Origin of the sequence: Psychrobacillus lasiicapitis (genome assembly GCF_006861795.1) — a bacterium.
In the GTDB taxonomy this organism is placed as follows: Bacteria; Bacillota; Bacilli; order Bacillales_A; family Planococcaceae; genus Psychrobacillus; species Psychrobacillus lasiicapitis.
The window spans coordinates 63,982-82,270 of sequence record NZ_VDGH01000010.1 but is presented as its reverse complement, the minus strand read 5'-3'; the positions used below and the strand labels follow the sequence as shown (position 1 = coordinate 82,270).

The 18,289-nt window shown below is 35.6% G+C and carries 14 protein-coding genes and 3 pseudogenes; 12 read left to right on the top strand and 5 right to left on the bottom strand.

What is annotated here, in order from left to right; translation table 11 throughout:
• Positions 1-15 precede the first annotated feature (15 nt).
• Together FG382_RS16640 and FG382_RS16635 are read right to left on the bottom strand one after the other, a co-directional pair.
• Positions 16-2,847 (bottom strand): annotated as a pseudogene (locus tag FG382_RS16640) (Tn3 family transposase).
• 1 nt (position 2,848) lies between these two features.
• The gene (locus FG382_RS16635; RefSeq protein WP_142540017.1) at positions 2,849-3,418 is read right to left on the bottom strand and encodes a recombinase family protein; all 570 of its coding nucleotides are present in this window, start codon (positions 3,416-3,418) and stop codon (positions 2,849-2,851) included.
• A gap of 293 nt (positions 3,419-3,711) precedes the next feature.
• On the opposite strand from FG382_RS16635, the gene FG382_RS16630 reads away from it, so the two are divergent.
• The 12 genes and pseudogenes from FG382_RS16630 (at position 3,712) to FG382_RS16575 (ending at position 15,093) form a co-directional block, all read left to right on the top strand.
• Positions 3,712-4,065, top strand: coding sequence for an ArsR/SmtB family transcription factor (locus FG382_RS16630; RefSeq protein WP_142540016.1), 354 nt, complete (start codon positions 3,712-3,714; stop codon positions 4,063-4,065).
• A gap of 1 nt (position 4,066) precedes the next feature.
• Positions 4,067-4,494 (top strand): annotated as a pseudogene (locus tag FG382_RS16625) (DNA mismatch repair protein).
• A 136-nt stretch (positions 4,495-4,630) separates the two neighbouring features.
• The gene (locus tag FG382_RS16620) at positions 4,631-6,394 is read left to right on the top strand and encodes a SulP family inorganic anion transporter (RefSeq protein WP_142540015.1); all 1,764 of its coding nucleotides are present in this window, start codon (positions 4,631-4,633) and stop codon (positions 6,392-6,394) included.
• 25 nt (positions 6,395-6,419) lie between these two features.
• Positions 6,420-6,534 (top strand): annotated as a pseudogene (locus FG382_RS16615) (acyl carrier protein); the annotation flags it as partial.
• A 141-nt stretch (positions 6,535-6,675) separates the two neighbouring features.
• Positions 6,676-7,017 carry a zinc ribbon domain-containing protein YjdM gene (locus FG382_RS16610; RefSeq protein WP_142540014.1) on the top strand — a complete coding sequence of 114 codons (342 nt, stop codon included), beginning with the start codon at positions 6,676-6,678 and terminating at the stop codon, positions 7,015-7,017.
• A 202-nt stretch (positions 7,018-7,219) separates the two neighbouring features.
• Positions 7,220-8,764 (top strand): IS21 family transposase, encoded by a 1,545-nt coding sequence (gene istA, locus FG382_RS16605; RefSeq protein ID WP_142540013.1) that lies wholly within the window; start codon positions 7,220-7,222, stop codon positions 8,762-8,764.
• A complete protein-coding gene (gene istB, locus FG382_RS16600) occupies positions 8,761-9,519 on the top strand; it encodes an IS21-like element helper ATPase IstB (protein WP_142540012.1) in 759 nt (252 codons plus the stop codon). The genes istA and istB overlap by 4 nt, the downstream gene beginning before the upstream one ends.
• A gap of 382 nt (positions 9,520-9,901) precedes the next feature.
• A complete protein-coding gene (locus FG382_RS16595) occupies positions 9,902-10,216 on the top strand; it encodes a hypothetical protein (protein ID WP_142540011.1) in 315 nt (104 codons plus the stop codon).
• Between the two features lie 204 nt (positions 10,217-10,420).
• Positions 10,421-10,972 carry a transposase gene (locus tag FG382_RS16590; RefSeq protein ID WP_229677435.1) on the top strand — a complete coding sequence of 184 codons (552 nt, stop codon included), beginning with the start codon at positions 10,421-10,423 and terminating at the stop codon, positions 10,970-10,972.
• A gap of 458 nt (positions 10,973-11,430) precedes the next feature.
• Complete coding sequence (locus FG382_RS16585) at positions 11,431-12,519, top strand: endospore germination permease (protein ID WP_142540010.1); 1,089 nt, start codon at positions 11,431-11,433, stop codon at positions 12,517-12,519.
• Positions 12,512-13,969, top strand: coding sequence for a spore germination protein (locus tag FG382_RS16580; RefSeq protein WP_142540009.1), 1,458 nt, complete (start codon positions 12,512-12,514; stop codon positions 13,967-13,969). The genes FG382_RS16585 and FG382_RS16580 overlap by 8 nt, the downstream gene beginning before the upstream one ends.
• Positions 13,966-15,093 carry a Ger(x)C family spore germination protein gene (locus FG382_RS16575; RefSeq protein WP_142540008.1) on the top strand — a complete coding sequence of 376 codons (1,128 nt, stop codon included), beginning with the start codon at positions 13,966-13,968 and terminating at the stop codon, positions 15,091-15,093. The genes FG382_RS16580 and FG382_RS16575 overlap by 4 nt, the downstream gene beginning before the upstream one ends.
• A 308-nt stretch (positions 15,094-15,401) precedes the next feature.
• On the opposite strand, the gene FG382_RS16570 is transcribed toward FG382_RS16575, so the two are convergent.
• The 3 genes from FG382_RS16570 to ltrA all read right to left on the bottom strand — a co-directional run bounded on the left by FG382_RS16570 (position 15,402) and on the right by ltrA (position 17,580).
• On the bottom strand, positions 15,402-15,725 hold the full coding sequence (locus tag FG382_RS16570; protein ID WP_142540007.1) for an antibiotic biosynthesis monooxygenase family protein: 324 nt from the start codon (positions 15,723-15,725) through the stop codon (positions 15,402-15,404).
• A 180-nt stretch (positions 15,726-15,905) separates the two neighbouring features.
• Positions 15,906-16,055: a hypothetical protein gene (locus tag FG382_RS22720; RefSeq protein ID WP_170206557.1), complete on the bottom strand. Its 150-nt coding sequence runs from the start codon at positions 16,053-16,055 to the stop codon at positions 15,906-15,908.
• Positions 16,056-16,251: 196 nt separating this feature from the next.
• Positions 16,252-17,580 carry a group II intron reverse transcriptase/maturase gene (gene ltrA / locus FG382_RS16565; RefSeq protein ID WP_142540006.1) on the bottom strand — a complete coding sequence of 443 codons (1,329 nt, stop codon included), beginning with the start codon at positions 17,578-17,580 and terminating at the stop codon, positions 16,252-16,254.
• Positions 17,581-18,289: the final 709 nt, after the last annotated feature.

Here is an 18,289-nt window from a genome sequence, read left to right as displayed (position 1 = left end):
CATCGGCCTTTAGTATTATTGAATAAGAGGGCGTAGTGAATGTAAACTTGCTACTTTATTTGCATCAAAGTTGTATTCACCAAGAAAATTAATATGTTCCCACCCTGACGGGGAAATATGTTTAAGTAAATCTTCTCTCAAATTCCCCTTTTCCTTCATTAATTTTGTTGCTTCTGTAAGATAAACGGTATTCCATACGCTAATAGCGTTAATTAGAATGTTTAAAGCACTTGCCCGTTGTAGTTGGTCTTGTAATCCTCGTTCACGTAACTCACCCCGTTTTCCAAAGAATAAGGCTCGCGCTAACCCATTCATGGCTTCCCCTTTATTTAGTCCACGTTGAATTCGACGGCGTAGTGTTTCGTTAGATATGTAATCCAAAATAAGTGAACCGGACACTTTTCCTTCTCGAATAGAATGAGCTACACGTAATACGTCATCGAAATTTTCTTGAATCATTTTAGTATTAATACGACCACGGAGTATATTTTCTAATTTGGGGAATTCATTTGGCGTTTGCGTTTGGATGGTGAATAGCTTAGAGTCAGCTAAATCACGTAGCCTTGGTGCAAAACGAAATCCTAGTAAATGACTCAATCCAAATACTGAGTCGGCGTAGCCAGCTGTGTCTGTAAAATGCTCTTCAATATTTAAATCTGTCTCATGATGAAGTAATCCATCAATAACGTGTACAGCATCACGAGCATTGGTATTAATGACTTCCGTATAAAAAGTTGAAAATTGATCACTAGTAAATCGATAAATGGTTGCTCCTTTTCCAGACCCATAGTGTGGATTGGCATTGGCATGTAACGATGAAACACCAACCTGTACACGCATTCCATCAGAAGAAGAGGTACTTCCATCTCCCCAATATAAAGCTAGTTTAAGCTTATGTTGAAAATTTACTAATGTCGCTTGTGCACGACTTATAGCATCATCAATAAACGCCACTGCGCTGCATTAGCCATTTGATGATAGGTAACTCCTGGTGTGGCTTCTGCCATTTTAGTAAGTCCTATGTTAGTTCCCATTGCCATGAGAGCAGCCATGAGAACTACTTTTTCCTCTCCCTTTGGTGGACGATTGGTTGAGGCATGTATCAACATTTCGTCAAATCCTGTCCAGTGTGCTACCTCCATTAAAAGATCAGTGAGCTTTATTCTCGGCAACATATTATATAAAGACAGGCTAAACGCTCTTACTTCTTCGGGTGTATTCTTCTCCAAACGATCCACTCGGATCTTAGCCTTTTCGATATTTACTCCTTCCAGAGAATCAAGATTATTTGAAACCCATGTAAGGCGTTGAGCTAATGACTTTCTTCTTTCCTCAAGATATTCATCTGCCTATGAATGAACGGCTAGTTTAGTTTCCGTGAGACGAGTTGTTGTCCACTCTTCTCTAGGAACAAGATACTCTTCAAAATCTTTATGAAGTCTACTACCGACTACAGATATATCGCCTGATCGAATATGATTTTTTAACTCTGTTAGTGCAGCCATCTCAAAATAGTGTCGATTAATTACTCCATCTTCACCATAAACATGCTTCTTCCAACGCTTAGGAATAAAATCTACTGGGGCATCATTTGGAATTTTCCTTTTACCAGATTCATTCATTTCATTTAGGGTCTTCAAGGCTTGCAATAGTGGCTCTGTACCTTGTGTAGAACGAAATTCAAAAGATTTAAGAAAAGTAGGAGTATATTTTCTTAGGTAAGAAAAACGATTTTCTAACAAATCTAGATAATCGTAATCCATCGGTCGGGCTAATTTTTGTGCTTCTTCGACGGAAGAAACAATTTTATCCCATGGCATAATCATTTCAATAGCATTAAATGGATCAAGCCCTTCATTTCTTGCTTGAATAAGTGCTGCACCAATATCTGCAAAATACACGACTTTTTCATTCACTGCTTTTCCATTTTCTTTTTGCATTTCCTCTTGTGTTTTACGGCCCTTTGATTGTAAAATCATCATTTGTCGATAATGAATTTCAATTGCTTGGTCAATTAGATCTTGGCTTAGTGTTACTAGATAGGCAACCAGAATTGCATATTTCTTCTTTTCTTTAAACCTTCGAAATGAGTGTGGTTCATACCGTGCTCCAATTCGAGATAATTGAAGTAACCGATTGGGATGGATTTGTTCTGTATTTATTTCTAATTTTAAATCTCGAATTTATTCTAAGCGCTTTATTACTTTTAAAAAGGCTTCAGGTGAAGATTGGCCGGGAAGTTCCCTCAGCCATGCTAAAGGGGTTTTTCTATTGTCTACAAAGGGATCTATAAGTTTATCTAACTTTTGTTTTTGCCATTTGGAAAGAGTACAAGTTAATGATTTAAAAATCCTTTCCTCAGCTCGTTGACGAGTTTCCCAAACAAGCCTTTCTATAGTAGTCATACCAGGGAGGATAATTTTCTGATTACGTAGTTCTTCTTGTGCTGTACGAAGAAGATACATTGAATTTCCATTTTGCAAGGCATGATTTACAAGAAACTGAGCTACCTTGCGATAATTCCCTAAGGAGAAATTCTGATAACCATATACTTGACGGATTTCTTCCATATGCTCATGTTTAGTTGGCATTTATCTGTCTAGCTATGTATTCGATTATGTAATCTGGAATAAGCCCAACATCTGAAAGGGACCATCCAGGATAGCTTAGAACACATAATTGAATAGCAAAGCCTAAGCGATTATGATCTCTTCTGTGTCGTTTAATAATTTCAAGGTCATATTGTGAAAAAGTATAGTAAGTTTCTAGTTCACTTTCGCTCATATCATCTGGAATTCGTACAAATTCCGTTCTTTGATCTCCAGTCAGTAATTCTTTCCCTCTTATGCTACAACTCCTCGCTAGATATCTTTTTCTTTTTTAGATAACGATATAACGTTGTCGCTCCAATCCCTGTTGCCGTCTTTATTTGAGATAACGAGTAATCTTTGCTTTCATACATTTTTATAGCAAGTTCTATTTTCTTTAAATCAACCTTCGGTCTTCCTCCGTTTCTTCCCATAGCTCTAGCAGCCGTCAATCCATCTTTCGTTCGTTCACTGATAATATCACGTTCTAATTCTGCTATGCTGGCCAACATTCTGAAAAAGAAACGTCCCATAGCAGTTGTTGTGTCAACCTTGTCTTGAATGGAGACAAAATGAATTCCCTTTGCTTCAAAATGTTCCATAAGCTCAATTAAATGTTTGGTACTACGACTGATACGATCTAATTTATAGACAACCACCGTGTCGCTTTTACGTAAAACTTTAAGAAGGTTATCTAACTGTGGTCGTTTTTTTTTCTTACCTGATTCTTTTTCTTCAAAAGTCTGGTCCACTCCGTAGTGAGCCAATGCATCAAGTTGTAACGATAATGACTGATCTTGTGTACTGACACGTGGATATCCAAATTTCAACAAGAATCCCCCCTTATTAATGCCTTAACTATACCAAAAAGGGGGTAGAGATAGATATATTGGTATTTAGATTTTGGTTATATTTTTGGTTATGTATTTAAATAGTTTTTGAGGTTTTTAGAGAAGTTCACTTACCATATCAAAAACGGTCGTTTATGGTTTTTTTTTACGTTTCAAAATTTGTATTGAAAATTGTAAGTTCTATATGTATTATATATATATTCAAAAATTTGAAGATGTATATGATACATATAGATTTCTTAAAATCAAGGATAAGTAATGGAGGCGTTAAAATGGGAGACGAAATGCAAAAATTTAAGGCTGATTTTTTTAAAGCCTTATCACATCCCTTGCGAATACATATTCTCGAATTATTGTCAGAGGGTGAAAAAAGTGTAAATGAAATCCAGAGCATTCTTAATAAGGAAGGCTCTGCTGTTTCTCAACAGTTAAGTGTACTACGTGCTAAAAATATTGTTGTCGGCACCAAAGATGGAAAACGAGTTTTATATTCTCTTCGGGATCCTATGATTATGAATTTACTGGTAATTGCACGGAAAATTTTTAACAACCATTTAATCGACACGATTTCAATGTTAGAAGAACTAAATGAAACAGAAGGTGAATCGATAGTTAAGGAGGGTTAGGTTGAAAATTGAGGTTAAGAAAGAAGATATCATCCAACATGGAATGGAAATATTTCGCTCAATAGGAGCCCATTATGTTTGTAAGGTTTGTATTAAAAGTGGAAATTCCTGTTGTTTTTCATGTCAACATTTACAAGATGGAGTTGGATGTCAAAAAAGAAATACAGCTTGTACAGCTTGGTTATGTGGGATTCAAGGTTTTTTATTTGATCAAGTAGGAGTATTAGATGAATGGAATCGTTTATGGAATGAAATCCCAGGACAAATGTTCCGCAGAGATATTACTCCAGATAAGGTATGGATTACATCGTTTATAGATACGAAGAAGTTAGATAGTCGAGCCGGAGAGCTTCTAGCGGAGGTTAACAAGAAGGTGGAGATATAGGTAAATTAGAGCGGCATTTAAGCAAAACGTATAACCAATATTAGGCTGATACTCTCTTGTAATGAGATAGAGAGCTTTTGTATAAAAGTATGAAAACTGCATTTGTAATTCAAAATTATCAAAAGAAAATATTCTTCAGAAGAAGTAAGATTCAATAAAAATAGAAAAGAAGGGTTTGGAATGAAAGAGTTATTTACGGGAAGATTTGAAGGATATTCATTTGGACATTTTCAAAAGGATCTTCTTTCTGGAATGATTGTTGGAGTTGTCGCGATTCCACTTGCTATGTCTTTTGCTATAGCCTCTGGTGTTAAACCGGAGTATGGGATTTATACAGCCTGTATTGCCGGGATACTTATTTCGCTATTTGGTGGTTCGAAGTATCAAATTGGAGGGCCTACAGGTGCTTTCGTTCCAATTCTTTTAGGAATTGTAATTACCTATGGGTATGAAAATTTACTACTTGCTGGTTTAATGGCTGGAATTATCTTATGCCTTATGGGGATTTTTAAACTAGGGTCTTTAATTAAGTTTATTCCACGTCCTGTAACAATTGGCTTTACGTCAGGTATTGCTGTCATTATCTTTACGGGACAAATTGCTAGTCTTTTAGGTCTAACAGGTATAAAAAAGCATGAGGAATTTATAGCAAACCTAAAGGAAATCTTCACTCATATTGGTACTGTCAATTTTTACAGTGTTATAACTGCTTTGATTTGCTTTTTTGTTATACTTATAACACCAAAAATTTTACCGAAAGTACCAGGTTCATTAGTAGGTGTTGTTATCTCAACTGTAATTGCAACTGTATTCTTCTCAGGGCATGTACCTACTATCGGTACAGCATATGGTACGATTCCAAATACACTTCCTCAGTTTGACATACCGGTAATCACATTAGAGCGCATAAAACAGTTAATTGGTCCTGCATTTGTTATTGCAATGTTGGGTGGTATCGAATCTCTTTTGTCCGCTGTCGTGGCAGATGGTATGACTAATAGTAAACATAACAGTAACAAAGAGCTTATTGGTCAGGGAATTGCTAATATTATTACACCGTTATTTGGAGGGATTCCTGCAACTGGAGCGATTGCTCGAACAGCAACTAATATCAAAAATGGAGCTGTATCTCCGATGTCGGGTGTTATACATGGGGGATTTGTATTATTCACGCTTCTTCTGTTAGCTCCATATGCTTCACATATTCCACTTGCTAGTATGGCTCCCATTTTAATGGTGGTAGCTTGGAATATGAGCGAACAAAAACACTTTGTTCACATACTAAAAATGAAGACAGGGGATTCTCTTGTATTACTTGTAACATTTTTACTCACTGTATTTACAAGCTTGACAACAGCTGTGGAAATCGGTCTTATTTTAGCTATTATTTTGTTTACAAAACGTATGAGTAATATGCTTGTCATATCTAAAGTGCTCCCTGATCATACAAAAAAGAATGAAAAATTGTTACCACATGTGGTAAATAAAGCTCATGATTGCCCACAAATTAGTATTTACACAATAGAAGGTCCATTATTCTTTGGGGCTGCTCAAACATTTGAACAAAATATTTTAGCGACCATTCATTATAAACCCAAAGTTTTAATTTTACGTATGGGAAAAGTTCCTTTTATTGATACGACAGGAGAGTCTTACTTTAGGAATATTGTTCAGTATTACAAAAAACAAGGTGGCATACTTCTCATTTCAGGAATTCAACCTGAGTTAAAAACAACTCTAGACAAGAATGGATTGTACGTTGAAATTGGGGAAGAAAACTTTTTTTCTCATACAGGAGATGCAATTAATTGTGCTTTAGAGCATTTGAATCCGAAAAAATGTATAGGATGTAAGCATTTCGCTTTTCATGAATGTACTCAACTTTCTCAGCAATCCCAGGAAGTAAATACAATAAAGAATAAGGCAAATGCATTAGATTTTTAAAATTTCACTTCACATACAAAGTTTTATATTAGTAGAATTTCAAGAACGGTTTAGACATCGACGTGTCTATTTCTGACTTTGACCGTGATGAATGGGCGACACCAAATATGATTATTAAGAAATTAAAAGATATGAGATAAAAATAGGTGCTTGGGAAACAGATAAGAAACGCTTCCCAAAATTAAAGTTTGTAACTACTAGTCTTATAAATTTGCAAAAAAGTAATTGAAAAATACTGCTATCTATTCAAACGAATGATAACGGGTGGAGGGAATAAAAATATGTCTAATTTACCAAATTGTCCAAAATGTAATTCAGAGTACACATACGAAGACGGAAATCTTTTTGTTTGTCCAGAATGTGCCCATGAGTGGACTTTAGACCCGGAAGCAGAAAATAGTGAAGATACTAAGGTTATCAAAGATGCAAATGGAAATGTCTTAAACGATGGTGATTCTGTAACAGTCATCAAAGATCTTAAAGTAAAAGGAACGTCATCAGTTGTAAAAATCGGTACAAAAGTGAAAGATATCCGTTTAGTTGATGGAGACCATGATATTGATTGTAAAATTGATGGTTTTGGAGCGATGAAATTAAAATCTGAATTTGTTAAAAAGGTTTAAATGTGAGTTTAATGTAACAGAACTAAGTTGATTATTGCGGATGAATAGAGCCACTTATGTGGAGTTTTGAGCCAGTAAGTGCGGATAAAAGAGCCATCAATTGCGGTGCAGGGAGCCACTATGAATAGAATAAAGAATAGCCTCTTGTATACTTAATTTGCATGCGAACTCGCATGACATTAATGTACAGGAGGTTTTTTTTATGATTAACTGTCGCAAGATTTTGGAACTTTATTTTGAAGGAGTCAGTCAAAGAACCATTAGTTCTAGTACTGGCCACTCAAGAAATACAGTTTCGGATGTCGTTCAATGCACCAAGAAGCTTGGTCTAGAGAGTTTGAACGATGAGATGACTAGTCCCTGGTTAGAATCGTTTCTCTTTCCAGAGAAGCAAGCTGTTGAGAAAGGGTACTTCCCGGTTGATTGGGAAAAAGTGCATAAGGAGTTACAAAAAAAGAACGTCACTTTGACTTTATTGCATCATGAGTATGCGACTGAAGCACGTGAAAGTGGAAAGATCCCCTATGCTTATCGGACTTTTTGTGAAAGCTATGGGAAATACGCGAAGAAGTATAAGTTAACGATGCCTATTCGAAGAAAACCAGGTCAAATCATGGAGGTGGACTGGGCTGGATCGACACTGCAGATTATAGATCGTTCAACAGGAGAATCAATTCCGGCTTATGTCTTTATCGCTACCTTGCCCTATAGTCAATACAGCTACGTTGAAGCGTTTTTAGATATGAAATCAGCTAATTGGCTTATCGCTCATATCCATGCATTTGAGTACTTTGAAGGTGTTCCAGAAACCTTGGTTCCGGACAATTTGAAAACAGGTGTTACAAAGGCGCTTCGGGGAGAACCGGTTCTGAATGAGGCTTATCGTGAACTCGCAGATTATTATCATACAGTCATTGTCCCAAGCCGTGTCCGTAAACCCAAAGACAAACCAAGTGTTGAAGGGACTGTTGGGTACATTTCCCGGCAGATTATAGCTGCACTAAGAAACTATCAATGTTTCTATATTGATGATCTGAATAAGCAAATCTTTAAAAGTCTAGAAGAAATCAATACAATCAATTTTCAAAAGCGACCGGGCTCGCGTAAAAAGGTGTATGAGGAAGAAGAGAAATCCCACTTTCAACAGCTTCCTCAAACACGTTATAAACTTGCGGAATGGAAAACAGCAAAAGTTCAACTGAACTACCACATCCAGGTTGAAAGAATGTATTATTCCGTTCCATATGATTACGTCCGGGAGAATGTCGATATAAGACAAACCACGGATTTAATTGAAGTTTACTTCAAAGAAGTCCGAATTGCATCCCACAAACGGTTATATGGTGAAATTGGACAGTTTTCTACAAACACAGACCATATGCCTGATAATCACCGATCATATTTAGAACATAATCCTGAAAACAATCGAAAGTGGGCGGAAACGATTGGACCATCTACACTCCAATTTGTCTCTTCTATCTTGGAAATGAATGTGGAGAAAAAGTCATTAAGTATCCTCAGCACGCTAAGGAATTTAGCTACAAGATATACAAACAGTGAAATGGAAAAAGCAGCAGAAACACTACTTGAAATCTCTACAAACCCAACGGTTTCTGTTTTGAAAAGCATACTAGAAAGAAATAAAAAGCGAAAACAAAATCAGAAAACCGATAGTAAAAATCACACCAACGCTGATGACTATGGATTTGTGCGCGGAGCTAGTTACTTTGGGAGGGATGATAAATGATGAACGAAGAAACTTTACGTAAATTAAATGAAATGAAAATGGGTGCAATGGCAGAATTATATCAGCAACAATGCCAGAATAAAGATTACAAAAGCATGGATTTTGATGATAGATTCAACCTTTTAGTAGACTTTGAGTATGACAGACGTAAATCAAATAGGCTTGAACGATTAATTAAACAAGCAACATTCAACGAACCAACGGCAGCCATTGAAGATATAGAATATCATCCTGATCGTAAGTTAGACAAGAACCTGATATTAGAATTAGCAACGGGAAATTACATCCAAAATCACCATAATATCATTTTAATGGGGGCGTCAGGAAACGGAAAGACGTGGATAGCAAATGCCTTTGGTGTCCATGCATGTCGTCAATCTTATAAAGTGAAATATATTAGACTACCAGAATTACTAGATGAATTAGCTGTGGCAAAGTTTGAAGCAGATGGCAGCTTCCGAAAGATAATTCAAAAATACAAAAAGATTGATTTACTAATCCTAGATGAGTGGTTATTAACCGAGCTTTCAGAGGAAAATATACTTCATGTGCTGGAAATCGTGGAGTCACGGTTAAAGAGGGCGTCGACTATCTTCTGTTCTCAATTTTCGCCAGAAGGATGGCACTCGAAACTAGGACAAGCACAAATAGCTGATGCCATTCTTGATCGAATCGTTCACGATTCATATAAGATTCTAGTTGATGGGGAAGTTTCTATGAGAGAACGTCATGGATTGGTGGGGACATCTGAATAATTCCAACAGAAGTTGAAATTCGTATAGCTAGTTACGTATTTCATAGGTATTTATCTGATGAAATGATGAAAGAGATAGAAGATAGGCTATTACCCGCCTGCATATGGAACGATGAGGAGCATTTAGATCACGATGAATGTAGATTTGTAAAAAAGATTGATTATTTATAATAAAGATCGATTATTTGAAATAAAGTTTGATTAAAATCATTTTTCCTAAATTAGATTTCTTAGAGGTTAGATGAATTTTTATCGGGCATTTCTGTTAATATCACTATAAAGATTGTGAAGAAATGCTCAAATTAACGGGAGGTTAGTTTAAAAAGGAATAATTCTAACTGAACAGGATAAACTAAACTTAAATATAATTTAGGATGATGAAATTGGATAAAAGTAAACTTCTTCTATTGGTTTTATTTAGTATACTAATTTGTGGGGTGGATTATAGAACAGTAAATGCACAACTGAACGATTCTCCTCCCTTTTTTGAGGAAAAATCTACTAAAGTAAGACAATACACCCCTTTAGAACTCCAGTTAGAGTCTTTTATAGGTGGTCTGCGCGTAGGTGAACCGAAACAAGCAGTTGAATTTTGGATATTAGGCGTGAATAATCGAAGTGGGCCATTCAATATACGATGTTGTCCCCTTCGCTTCAAGAAAAAACAAGGAGTAAATTTGAGGAAACTCGCTGGATAACAGGGCAGTCAAGCCCTTCGGTTAATAACTTTCGTTTTACCAACGAAGAAAAGCTTAGCGAATCCAAAATGCGGTATACCGTTAAATACGATGTAGAGACATCTACGCAGAATTTGGTAAGTGGGGAGAAGATTATTATTGTGGAAAAGAATCTAGAACCATTTAGAGAAAATTGGTTTATTTCATCAATAACAACGAAATATAATGAATGGGAAGCAGATTGAACTGTTAAACGAAGAGGTGGCTACTAGATTATCCCCCCACCAAGAAGATATTGAGCGATTGGATTCCATTCCCGGCATCGCCACTCGAATGGCCGAACAAATCTTAGCCGAAGTCGGTACGGATGTCGAGAAGCAATTCCCCAGTTCGGCGCACTTGTGTTCCTGGGCAGGATTAGTACCTGGACATAATGAGAGTGCGGGCAAGAGAAAATCAAGCAACATGAAAAAAGGAAACAAGTACTTGAAATCGGCATTAATTGAAGCAGCTCACTCTGTCAGAGGATCCAAAACCTATTTGGGAGCCCTGTATAGGCGTACTGCATCAAGAAAGGGTAAAAAAAGGGCAGGAATATCTGTCGCTCATGCCATTTTAAGAATCTCCTATTATCTCTTAACTCGCAAAGAGATGTACGTAGATTTAGGAGAGGATTACTTTGACAAGCAAAAAGAACAATCCATTGTACGATATTCTGTTCGAAGACTTGAGAACTTAGGATACAACGTTACAATAACTGAACCAAGTGCCTCCTAATCCAACCCATAATTTGATCCCCATTTAGGCGCTGCATTTTTTAAAAAATAAATGAGCTGCGTCTGATTTAGTATTGCCTTTTTCTCTAAATCGAAGATTTTAATTTTCATGGGAGTTGAGTATGAAGTTTTAGAAAGTATGTTAATCCTGATTCTCCCCTCCAATAAACTAAACATCGTCTGTGAATTCATTCCATTCTAATCTAATGTAATCTCATTCGCTTTAAGTTTAATACTACAAAATTGTTAGATTCACCAATCCGTACCATTCATCTCATATATAAGGTGGTTATCAAATGGCTTTCGATTTATTTTTAATAATTCCATCACAGCAAATGCACTAAATTGATCTTCTCAGCCAACTTTGCTTCAAAATAACCTCGTAGAGTTTACTTTTAGAATAAAGAAAGTTTGGCGATAGTAGTAGCATGATAATATTACCCTACTGGAGGATATCAAATGACAAAGATCACCATTTCACAGCTCTTCACTATCATCCTGTTAGGTACTGGTTTAAGCAATCATGTAATCGTTACTCCTATATTAATTAACGCTTCAGGTCGTGATGCATGGATCAGCGTTATTATTGGTTATGCATTTATCCTTGTCTTTTCACTGTTATTGCTCTACGTAACAAGGCACTTCCAATCGATATCTCTATTTGAATGGTTATCATCCAAGTATTCTCCATTGCTAAGTCGGATTATAGCTATTTTTATAGTAGTTTACCTCCTAATAACAGGTTGGATTACCTTAAAAGAAACAGTTATGTGGACTGAAGAAACATTTTTGTTCAATACACCTACTATTTTTATAGCTCTGTTTTTGTTAGCTTGCTCCCTCTACATTTCATATGAAAAACTAAATGTCATTGCCATTTGTGCAGGTGTCTTACTTCCATTTGTTTTAATATTCGGCATATTTGTAGCAATTGGCACTATTCCTGATAAAAATTACCATCTTGTTACCCCGGTACTTGTGGAGAATGGATGGCAAGAGGTATTTCATGGTGCATTCATTGTCTTTAGTTCAATAATCGAAATTTTTTTAATAATAATTCTTCAGCACCAAGTTACACAAAAATTAAAATTCAAACATTTTATTGTTCTTACTACATTTTTGGCCATATTGACGGTTGGACCACTGCTTGGCACAATTGCAATATTTGGTGTAGAAGAAGCATCAAAACTTAGATATCCCTCTTTCTTTCAATGGAGAATCTTGGGGATTGGAACATATTTTAATCATCTAGATTTTTTATCGATTTATCAATGGACATCTGGTAATTTTATTCATTTAGCAATTATTTTGTATTTAATTACAGAAGTCTTTGACATTAAAAAGAAAAAGCAGCGCGTTAATATACAAGTATTTATTTGTATCATTTACCTACTGGTCATTATAGCTCCTATATCAAATGAGGTTTTTTTAATCTTTTTAAGTCGTTATTATTATATTATCTCCAGTGTAATTGGGGTGTTTATTACTCTCTTTATTGCATTATTAATTAAATTTTCCAAGAACAGGAGGAGTACCCAGGTTGAATAATGAACAAACAAATGAAGAATATTTAACTAGTCTCTTCAATAATTCGTCGGATATAACCATCGAGAAGCAATATCTATTTAGTCCTAAAGAGAAGCAAGCTATGCTAGTTATATACTGCAATGGTTTAATTGATAATAATGTTTTACTAGATAATATCCTCCCAGATATTCAAAATAAGTACTATAACAATGGTCTTAAAGGGATTGCATACTTAAATTCTTCAAAGCAAATGCATTGGTCTAAAAAGGAAGAGAAGGTTGGTGTAACTCTGCTAGAAAAAGTATTTAATGGATTTACAGCAATTGTTATAGAGGAAACCATCTATTTCTTTAATACATCCAATCCACCAAAGCGTTCCCCAGAAGAATCCAATTCAGAAGTATCCGTACGAGGACCAAGGGATGCATTTGTCGAAGACATAGGTACAAACATTGCATTAGTTCGGAAACGAATTAAATCGAAATCCCTTGTTACCACTACCTTTGTTATAGGTGAAAGAAGTCAAACGCAAGTAAAACTAGTCTATCTAACGGATATACAAAATAAAAAAATGATTAAAGAAGTTACTGATCGATTGAATAATATTGATATCGATTTCTTAAATGGCGACAATCAATTATTAGGGATTCTTGGTGACAACAATTATTCACTTTTTCCTTTATTAAAAGCAACATCTCGTCCTGATGGTGTTGTCAGTAGTTTAGCTGTAGGCAGATTTGCTATTTTTATGGATAATTCTCCGAATGTGCTTTTAGGTCCAGCTAATCTCGGATTATTACTTAAAACTGCTGAGGATGAACATACTCCTTATTACTATGGAACCTTTGAATTGATTCTTAGATTGTTTGGACTTATAATAGCTCTTTTTCTTCCATCTTTCTGGGTGGCTTTATCATCTTTTAATGCAGATCAAATTCCATTTCCATTACTAGCTTCAGTAGCTTCATCTAGACTAGGTATCCCGTTTAATGCAACCTTTGAAATGCTATTAATGCTCATATTATTTGAACTGTTTCGTGAAGCGGGTGTTCGACTGCCTAAAGCAGTTGGACAAACTGTTGCGGTTGTTGGTGGGCTGATCGTGGGTAATGCTGCAATTCAAGCTGGAATCACTTCTCCAACCATGTTGGTAATCTCTTCGCTTACGACAGTTGCAACTTTCACCCTTGGGAACCAGGCGATATATGGAACTGTTTCCATTTTGAGATTTTCTTCTATACTTCTTTCATCAGTCTTTGGAATGTTTGGGTTTTTCATAAGCCTTTATGCAGTTCTTGGTTATCTCGCTAAACTCGAATCATTTGGATTGCCTTATTTAAGTCCAGTATCTCCGTTTGTGAAAAGAGATTTCTTTAAATCAGTTCTTAAGCGACCTGTAGTTAAACAGAATGAACGTGCATCAATACTTAACCCTATTGATAAGGACAGACAGGGGGATGGAAAAAAATGAAACAATCAAAAATTTTAATAATATGCTTCATCTTATTATTCCTAACAGGATGTTGGGATGAGAAAGAAATTGGTGAAGTAGATTATATTACTACATTAGGAATTGACTATAAAGATGAAAACTATATTATTTATGTACAAATGCTTGATTTTTCTAATGTAGCTAAGCAAGAAGTCAGTAAAGTCTCACAACCCGCTACTTTGTACATCGGTAAATCATCAGGTAAAAATATAAATGATGCTGTCTATAATTTATATCGAACAACACAACAACAGGTGAACTGGTCACATGTAGGAGCAATTATCTATTCAGAGTCCGTTTTAAAAAAAGGAATAGAGAACGTGGAGCAATCCTTAATAAAACACGGTGATTTTCGTTATACTCCATGGATGTTTGGAACAACGGAATCCATCGAAGAAATACTTAGTACTACAGGTTTCTTTCAATTGCCTCCATTATATACGATTTTGTATAAACCAAACGATATGTATAAAATTTATTCATATATTGAACCGATGCGTATGCATAGGTTTATCTCTGAGTATAAAGAACCAGGGGGAACTGCCTTGCTACCTTCTCTAACTATTAATGAAACAGACTGGAAGCAATCGGTTGAAGAACCAAAATCAAAAAAAGTATTACAAATAAATGGTGCGTTTCCAGTTAGCAATGGAACATATAAGGAGTGGTTATCTTATGAGGAGATTGCTGGCCTCAGATGGACACAAACTCAAACTCAAAGCACACCAGTTGATATTGTCATAGGGGATGAAATAAAAGGTACAGTAAGAATAATGAAACCATCTGCAAAAGTTGATTTGATTAGAAAAGGAAATGATTTTCACTTTAATATAAATGTTGAAGCTGAAGGTACTTTAATAGATTTGGAAGACCAATTGTCTCTAAAAAAAATTCAAGAGTTAGTATCAAAACAGATAGAAAAAGAAATTAGAACAACCTATCTAAAAGGTATTGATAAAGATGCAGATGTCTATAATCTGAAAAATGTACTTTTTCATGATAGGATAAAACCCGAACAATTAAATGACTATCCATTAACTGCAGATTCCTTAAACAAAATTACTGTCAACTTCATTTTGAAGAGCAAGGGGGCATATGAATAAAAATGGATGCTAAGAAACACCCAATCCAATTCAAGAATTAAAATTAATTCTTATGGCACGTTGTCTCTTTTTATTTTTTTACCATAAGACTGTAAAATCTAGCAGCAGAAAAATAAGAAAGATTTAGCAAAGTTTAAAAAGTGAATGTATTTAAAATATATAAGAAAGTTAAAAAAACCACTTCTAAATACAGTCATATATTCTAAAACGTTTCATTATTAATTACAAATAACGATTTGACTCTTTACCATTATAGACAAATCATACCTACAAAAAAAGCTTCATGTTTATACATGAAGCAAATCCTTTTAAATGTTTGAATATTCTCTTTCAACTTTACAAATCCTAGTTGAGTAAGAAGAGTACCAATCTTGTTTACCTTTTTCTTTAACCTTTCTGTGAGAATCATTTTCTTTCCATTGCTTAATGGCTTCTAAAGAGACCCAGTAGGATACGGTTATTTCTAATCCCTCTAAATCGCAGGTCCTATCTACTCCTAGAAACCCCTCTTGTTTTGAGGCAAATTCAATCATCAATTCAGCTGCTTTCATATAATTTTTTTTATCCTCTTCGGTTCTTTGAGAGGTAAAAATAACTGCATAATATGGGGTAGCCGTATTTGCTATAAACATAAAGTAATTCCTCCTTACATTTAGTCTGATAATATCGCTGAGTAGGTTTTGATATTTGAACATAACTAGAGCTAAGATATTCAGATTTTCCCCAAAAAGAAATCTATTCTAGCTTATATATTATAGACATGTTAAGTGGTATTTAAACCCTACCTGAAACAACATAGAGAGGATTTAATTTTAAAAGAAAGTTAACTTTAATACTTTAGCTTTTAAAAATAATGAAGTAATAACAATAAGAGCCTTTTCAATCTGACTCAATTTAGAGGAAGGAACTGCTACAGAAATAATCCATTCAAAAACAGTACAAATGTTACATTTTTTTGTCAATCAACATTAAAACTCCCCCTTATCTTATTCAACTAACCTTCCCCGATAGTCTTTCATGAAGCTAAAAACACCTGCTCTTCCTTCTTCAACTAGTCGAGTAGAAGAGAACCTCTCTACCTTGCGGTAGATTGTGTTCTTCCCCCCTCACAGAACCGTGCTTGCGCTATTTACGCACACGGCTCCTCCAAATCATCATTCACAAGATATAGCTAATCTCTTTTCTTAATTCGTATATATTCACCTTAATTCTTGGTGACGGTAACGGATATTTATGAAGAAAGAGATTGAATTTATCCCAAGTAAAGGATTTTCTTTGACTTCTTCTGTTGAGCCATTTAAACAGTAGATATTGGATTTTGTCTTTAAATTGGTGAACACTTGGAGTGTTATCCGTGATGCAATAGTAGTTGTAATAACCTACAAGCGAGCGTTTAAATCTATCCATTATCATATGAATATCATTATTTCGGTTCTTCTTTATCCATTCCTTCGATTCCTTTAGTTTACCTTGTAGCTTTTTCCTGCTTGATTTCCGTTTCACACGAAAGTATCCAGATTTACTCTTTCCACAGTAGTGTGTAAAACCTAGGAAATCAAAAGTTTCAGGTTTTCGATTTCCCTTTAGTTTTGCGTCTTTCTCCGCAAATCTCCCGAAGGGAATAATTTTGGTTTTATCCTCCGCTATTTCTAAGTTAAACTTCTGTAATCTCAACTTTAATGATTGAAAGAATTCCTGAGCTTCGCTCTTATATTGGAAGCAACACACAAAATCATCGGCATATCTAACTATGTATGCATGTCCTTCACACTGTTTTCTGACTTCCTTCTCAAACCACAGGTCCAGGACATAATGAAGGTATAGATTGGCGAGTACCGGAGATATGACCCCACCTTGCGGTGTGCCTTTATCAGTCTTGTATTTCTTTCCTTCCTCCATGTATCCACCTTTAAGAAACCTACCAATTATTCTTAGTAAGTTAGGGTCAGTAATTCGCAGTTTTAAGAACTCCATCATCCATATGTGGTCAACGTTGTCAAAGAACCCTTTAATATCTACATCTACTATATAATTTACTGATTTCTTTTCAATATAATGATTTAATATTTTCAAAGCATCGTGGCAGTTACGATTTGGGCGGAACCCAAAAGAGCAGTCTAGAAAATCATTTTCATAGATGGCATTTAGTATTTTGGTAATGCCTTTCTGTACAATCTTATCTTCATGTTCCGGTAACCCCAATGGTCTTTTCTTGTTGGAGTTAAGCTTAGGAATATACATTCTCCTTACGGGAACAGGATGATAGCTTTTACTTTTAAGCCTACTTACTAAGTCCTCTATATTTTCCTCTAGTGTTTCACTGTATTGCTCTTTAGTTGTGCCATTAATCCCAGTTGCCTTCTTATTAGGTAATTCAAGATGACATTGAACTAGAGATTGCTTATTTAGTAAATGTACAATAGATGTAAATTTCATTTTGGGATCAGATTTTGCTAATTCAGCTATCCTTAATAGTTTTGTTTCCATTTAGTATTCCTACCTCCGAGTGTAGTAAATGTGTCCCTAGTAAGGGTGATAACTTGGTAGCAGCCTTTCCTCCATCGGCATTACCCAACTTCATTGGTACTACGCTGCTATCCGACTCCCTACAACGGCATTTGGTTTCCTTGCTTATTATCACTTGTACACCATACTCTTCTATAAGAAGAGACCGGTAGGGTCTCCCGAGTTGCCGTATCATATCAATGTGTGACGTGCCAAGGTCTCTGACCCCAGAGAGGTTTTATCCTTCTTGCCTATATCGAAGAATAAAATGTAGCTTTCTACCGCAGTTAAGGCATCAGCCCTCTCGATTTACTAACATTATGGAGCTCAATCCCTTCAACCATTTGGCTTTCGGCCCGCCACCTAACTGTCTACGCTTAAAGGCTAATGTTACCATTAGCCCTCCAAGACTCGCTACGAGTGAATGGCTAGTTCTTTCTCGACGGGAATCCCACCCGCTATATGATACGACCTAGGCTCGGCCGCACAACTGCCCCGTTAGTTTAAGTGCAACATTTCACAATGGACTTCTGAGAATTACTTGATATTTTGGACATAAAAATAGACCATCGAAAGGATGGTCTTAATTAACTAAACCAGCTAATAGGATGTCAATATTTTTCTTTAAAATTACTATTAATCTTATGATATACTATTTTGTGCATGACAAATAGACCTCCAAAAACCTTCT

Coding starts and splice junctions, on each gene's coding strand:
- FG382_RS16590 (WP_229677435.1), top strand. CDS start 10,421: ATGAATGGGAAGCAGATTGAACTGTTAAACGAAGAGGTGGCTACTAGA.
- FG382_RS16630 (WP_142540016.1), top strand. CDS start 3,712: ATGGGAGACGAAATGCAAAAATTTAAGGCTGATTTTTTTAAAGCCTTA.
- istA (WP_142540013.1), top strand. CDS start 7,220: ATGATTAACTGTCGCAAGATTTTGGAACTTTATTTTGAAGGAGTCAGT.
- istB (WP_142540012.1), top strand. CDS start 8,761: ATGATGAACGAAGAAACTTTACGTAAATTAAATGAAATGAAAATGGGT.
- ltrA (WP_142540006.1), bottom strand. CDS start 17,580: ATGGAAACAAAACTATTAAGGATAGCTGAATTAGCAAAATCTGATCCC.
- FG382_RS16570 (WP_142540007.1), bottom strand. CDS start 15,725: ATGTTTATAGCAAATACGGCTACCCCATATTATGCAGTTATTTTTACC.
- FG382_RS16610 (WP_142540014.1), top strand. CDS start 6,676: ATGTCTAATTTACCAAATTGTCCAAAATGTAATTCAGAGTACACATAC.
- FG382_RS16575 (WP_142540008.1), top strand. CDS start 13,966: ATGAAACAATCAAAAATTTTAATAATATGCTTCATCTTATTATTCCTA.
- FG382_RS16620 (WP_142540015.1), top strand. CDS start 4,631: ATGAAAGAGTTATTTACGGGAAGATTTGAAGGATATTCATTTGGACAT.
- FG382_RS16585 (WP_142540010.1), top strand. CDS start 11,431: ATGACAAAGATCACCATTTCACAGCTCTTCACTATCATCCTGTTAGGT.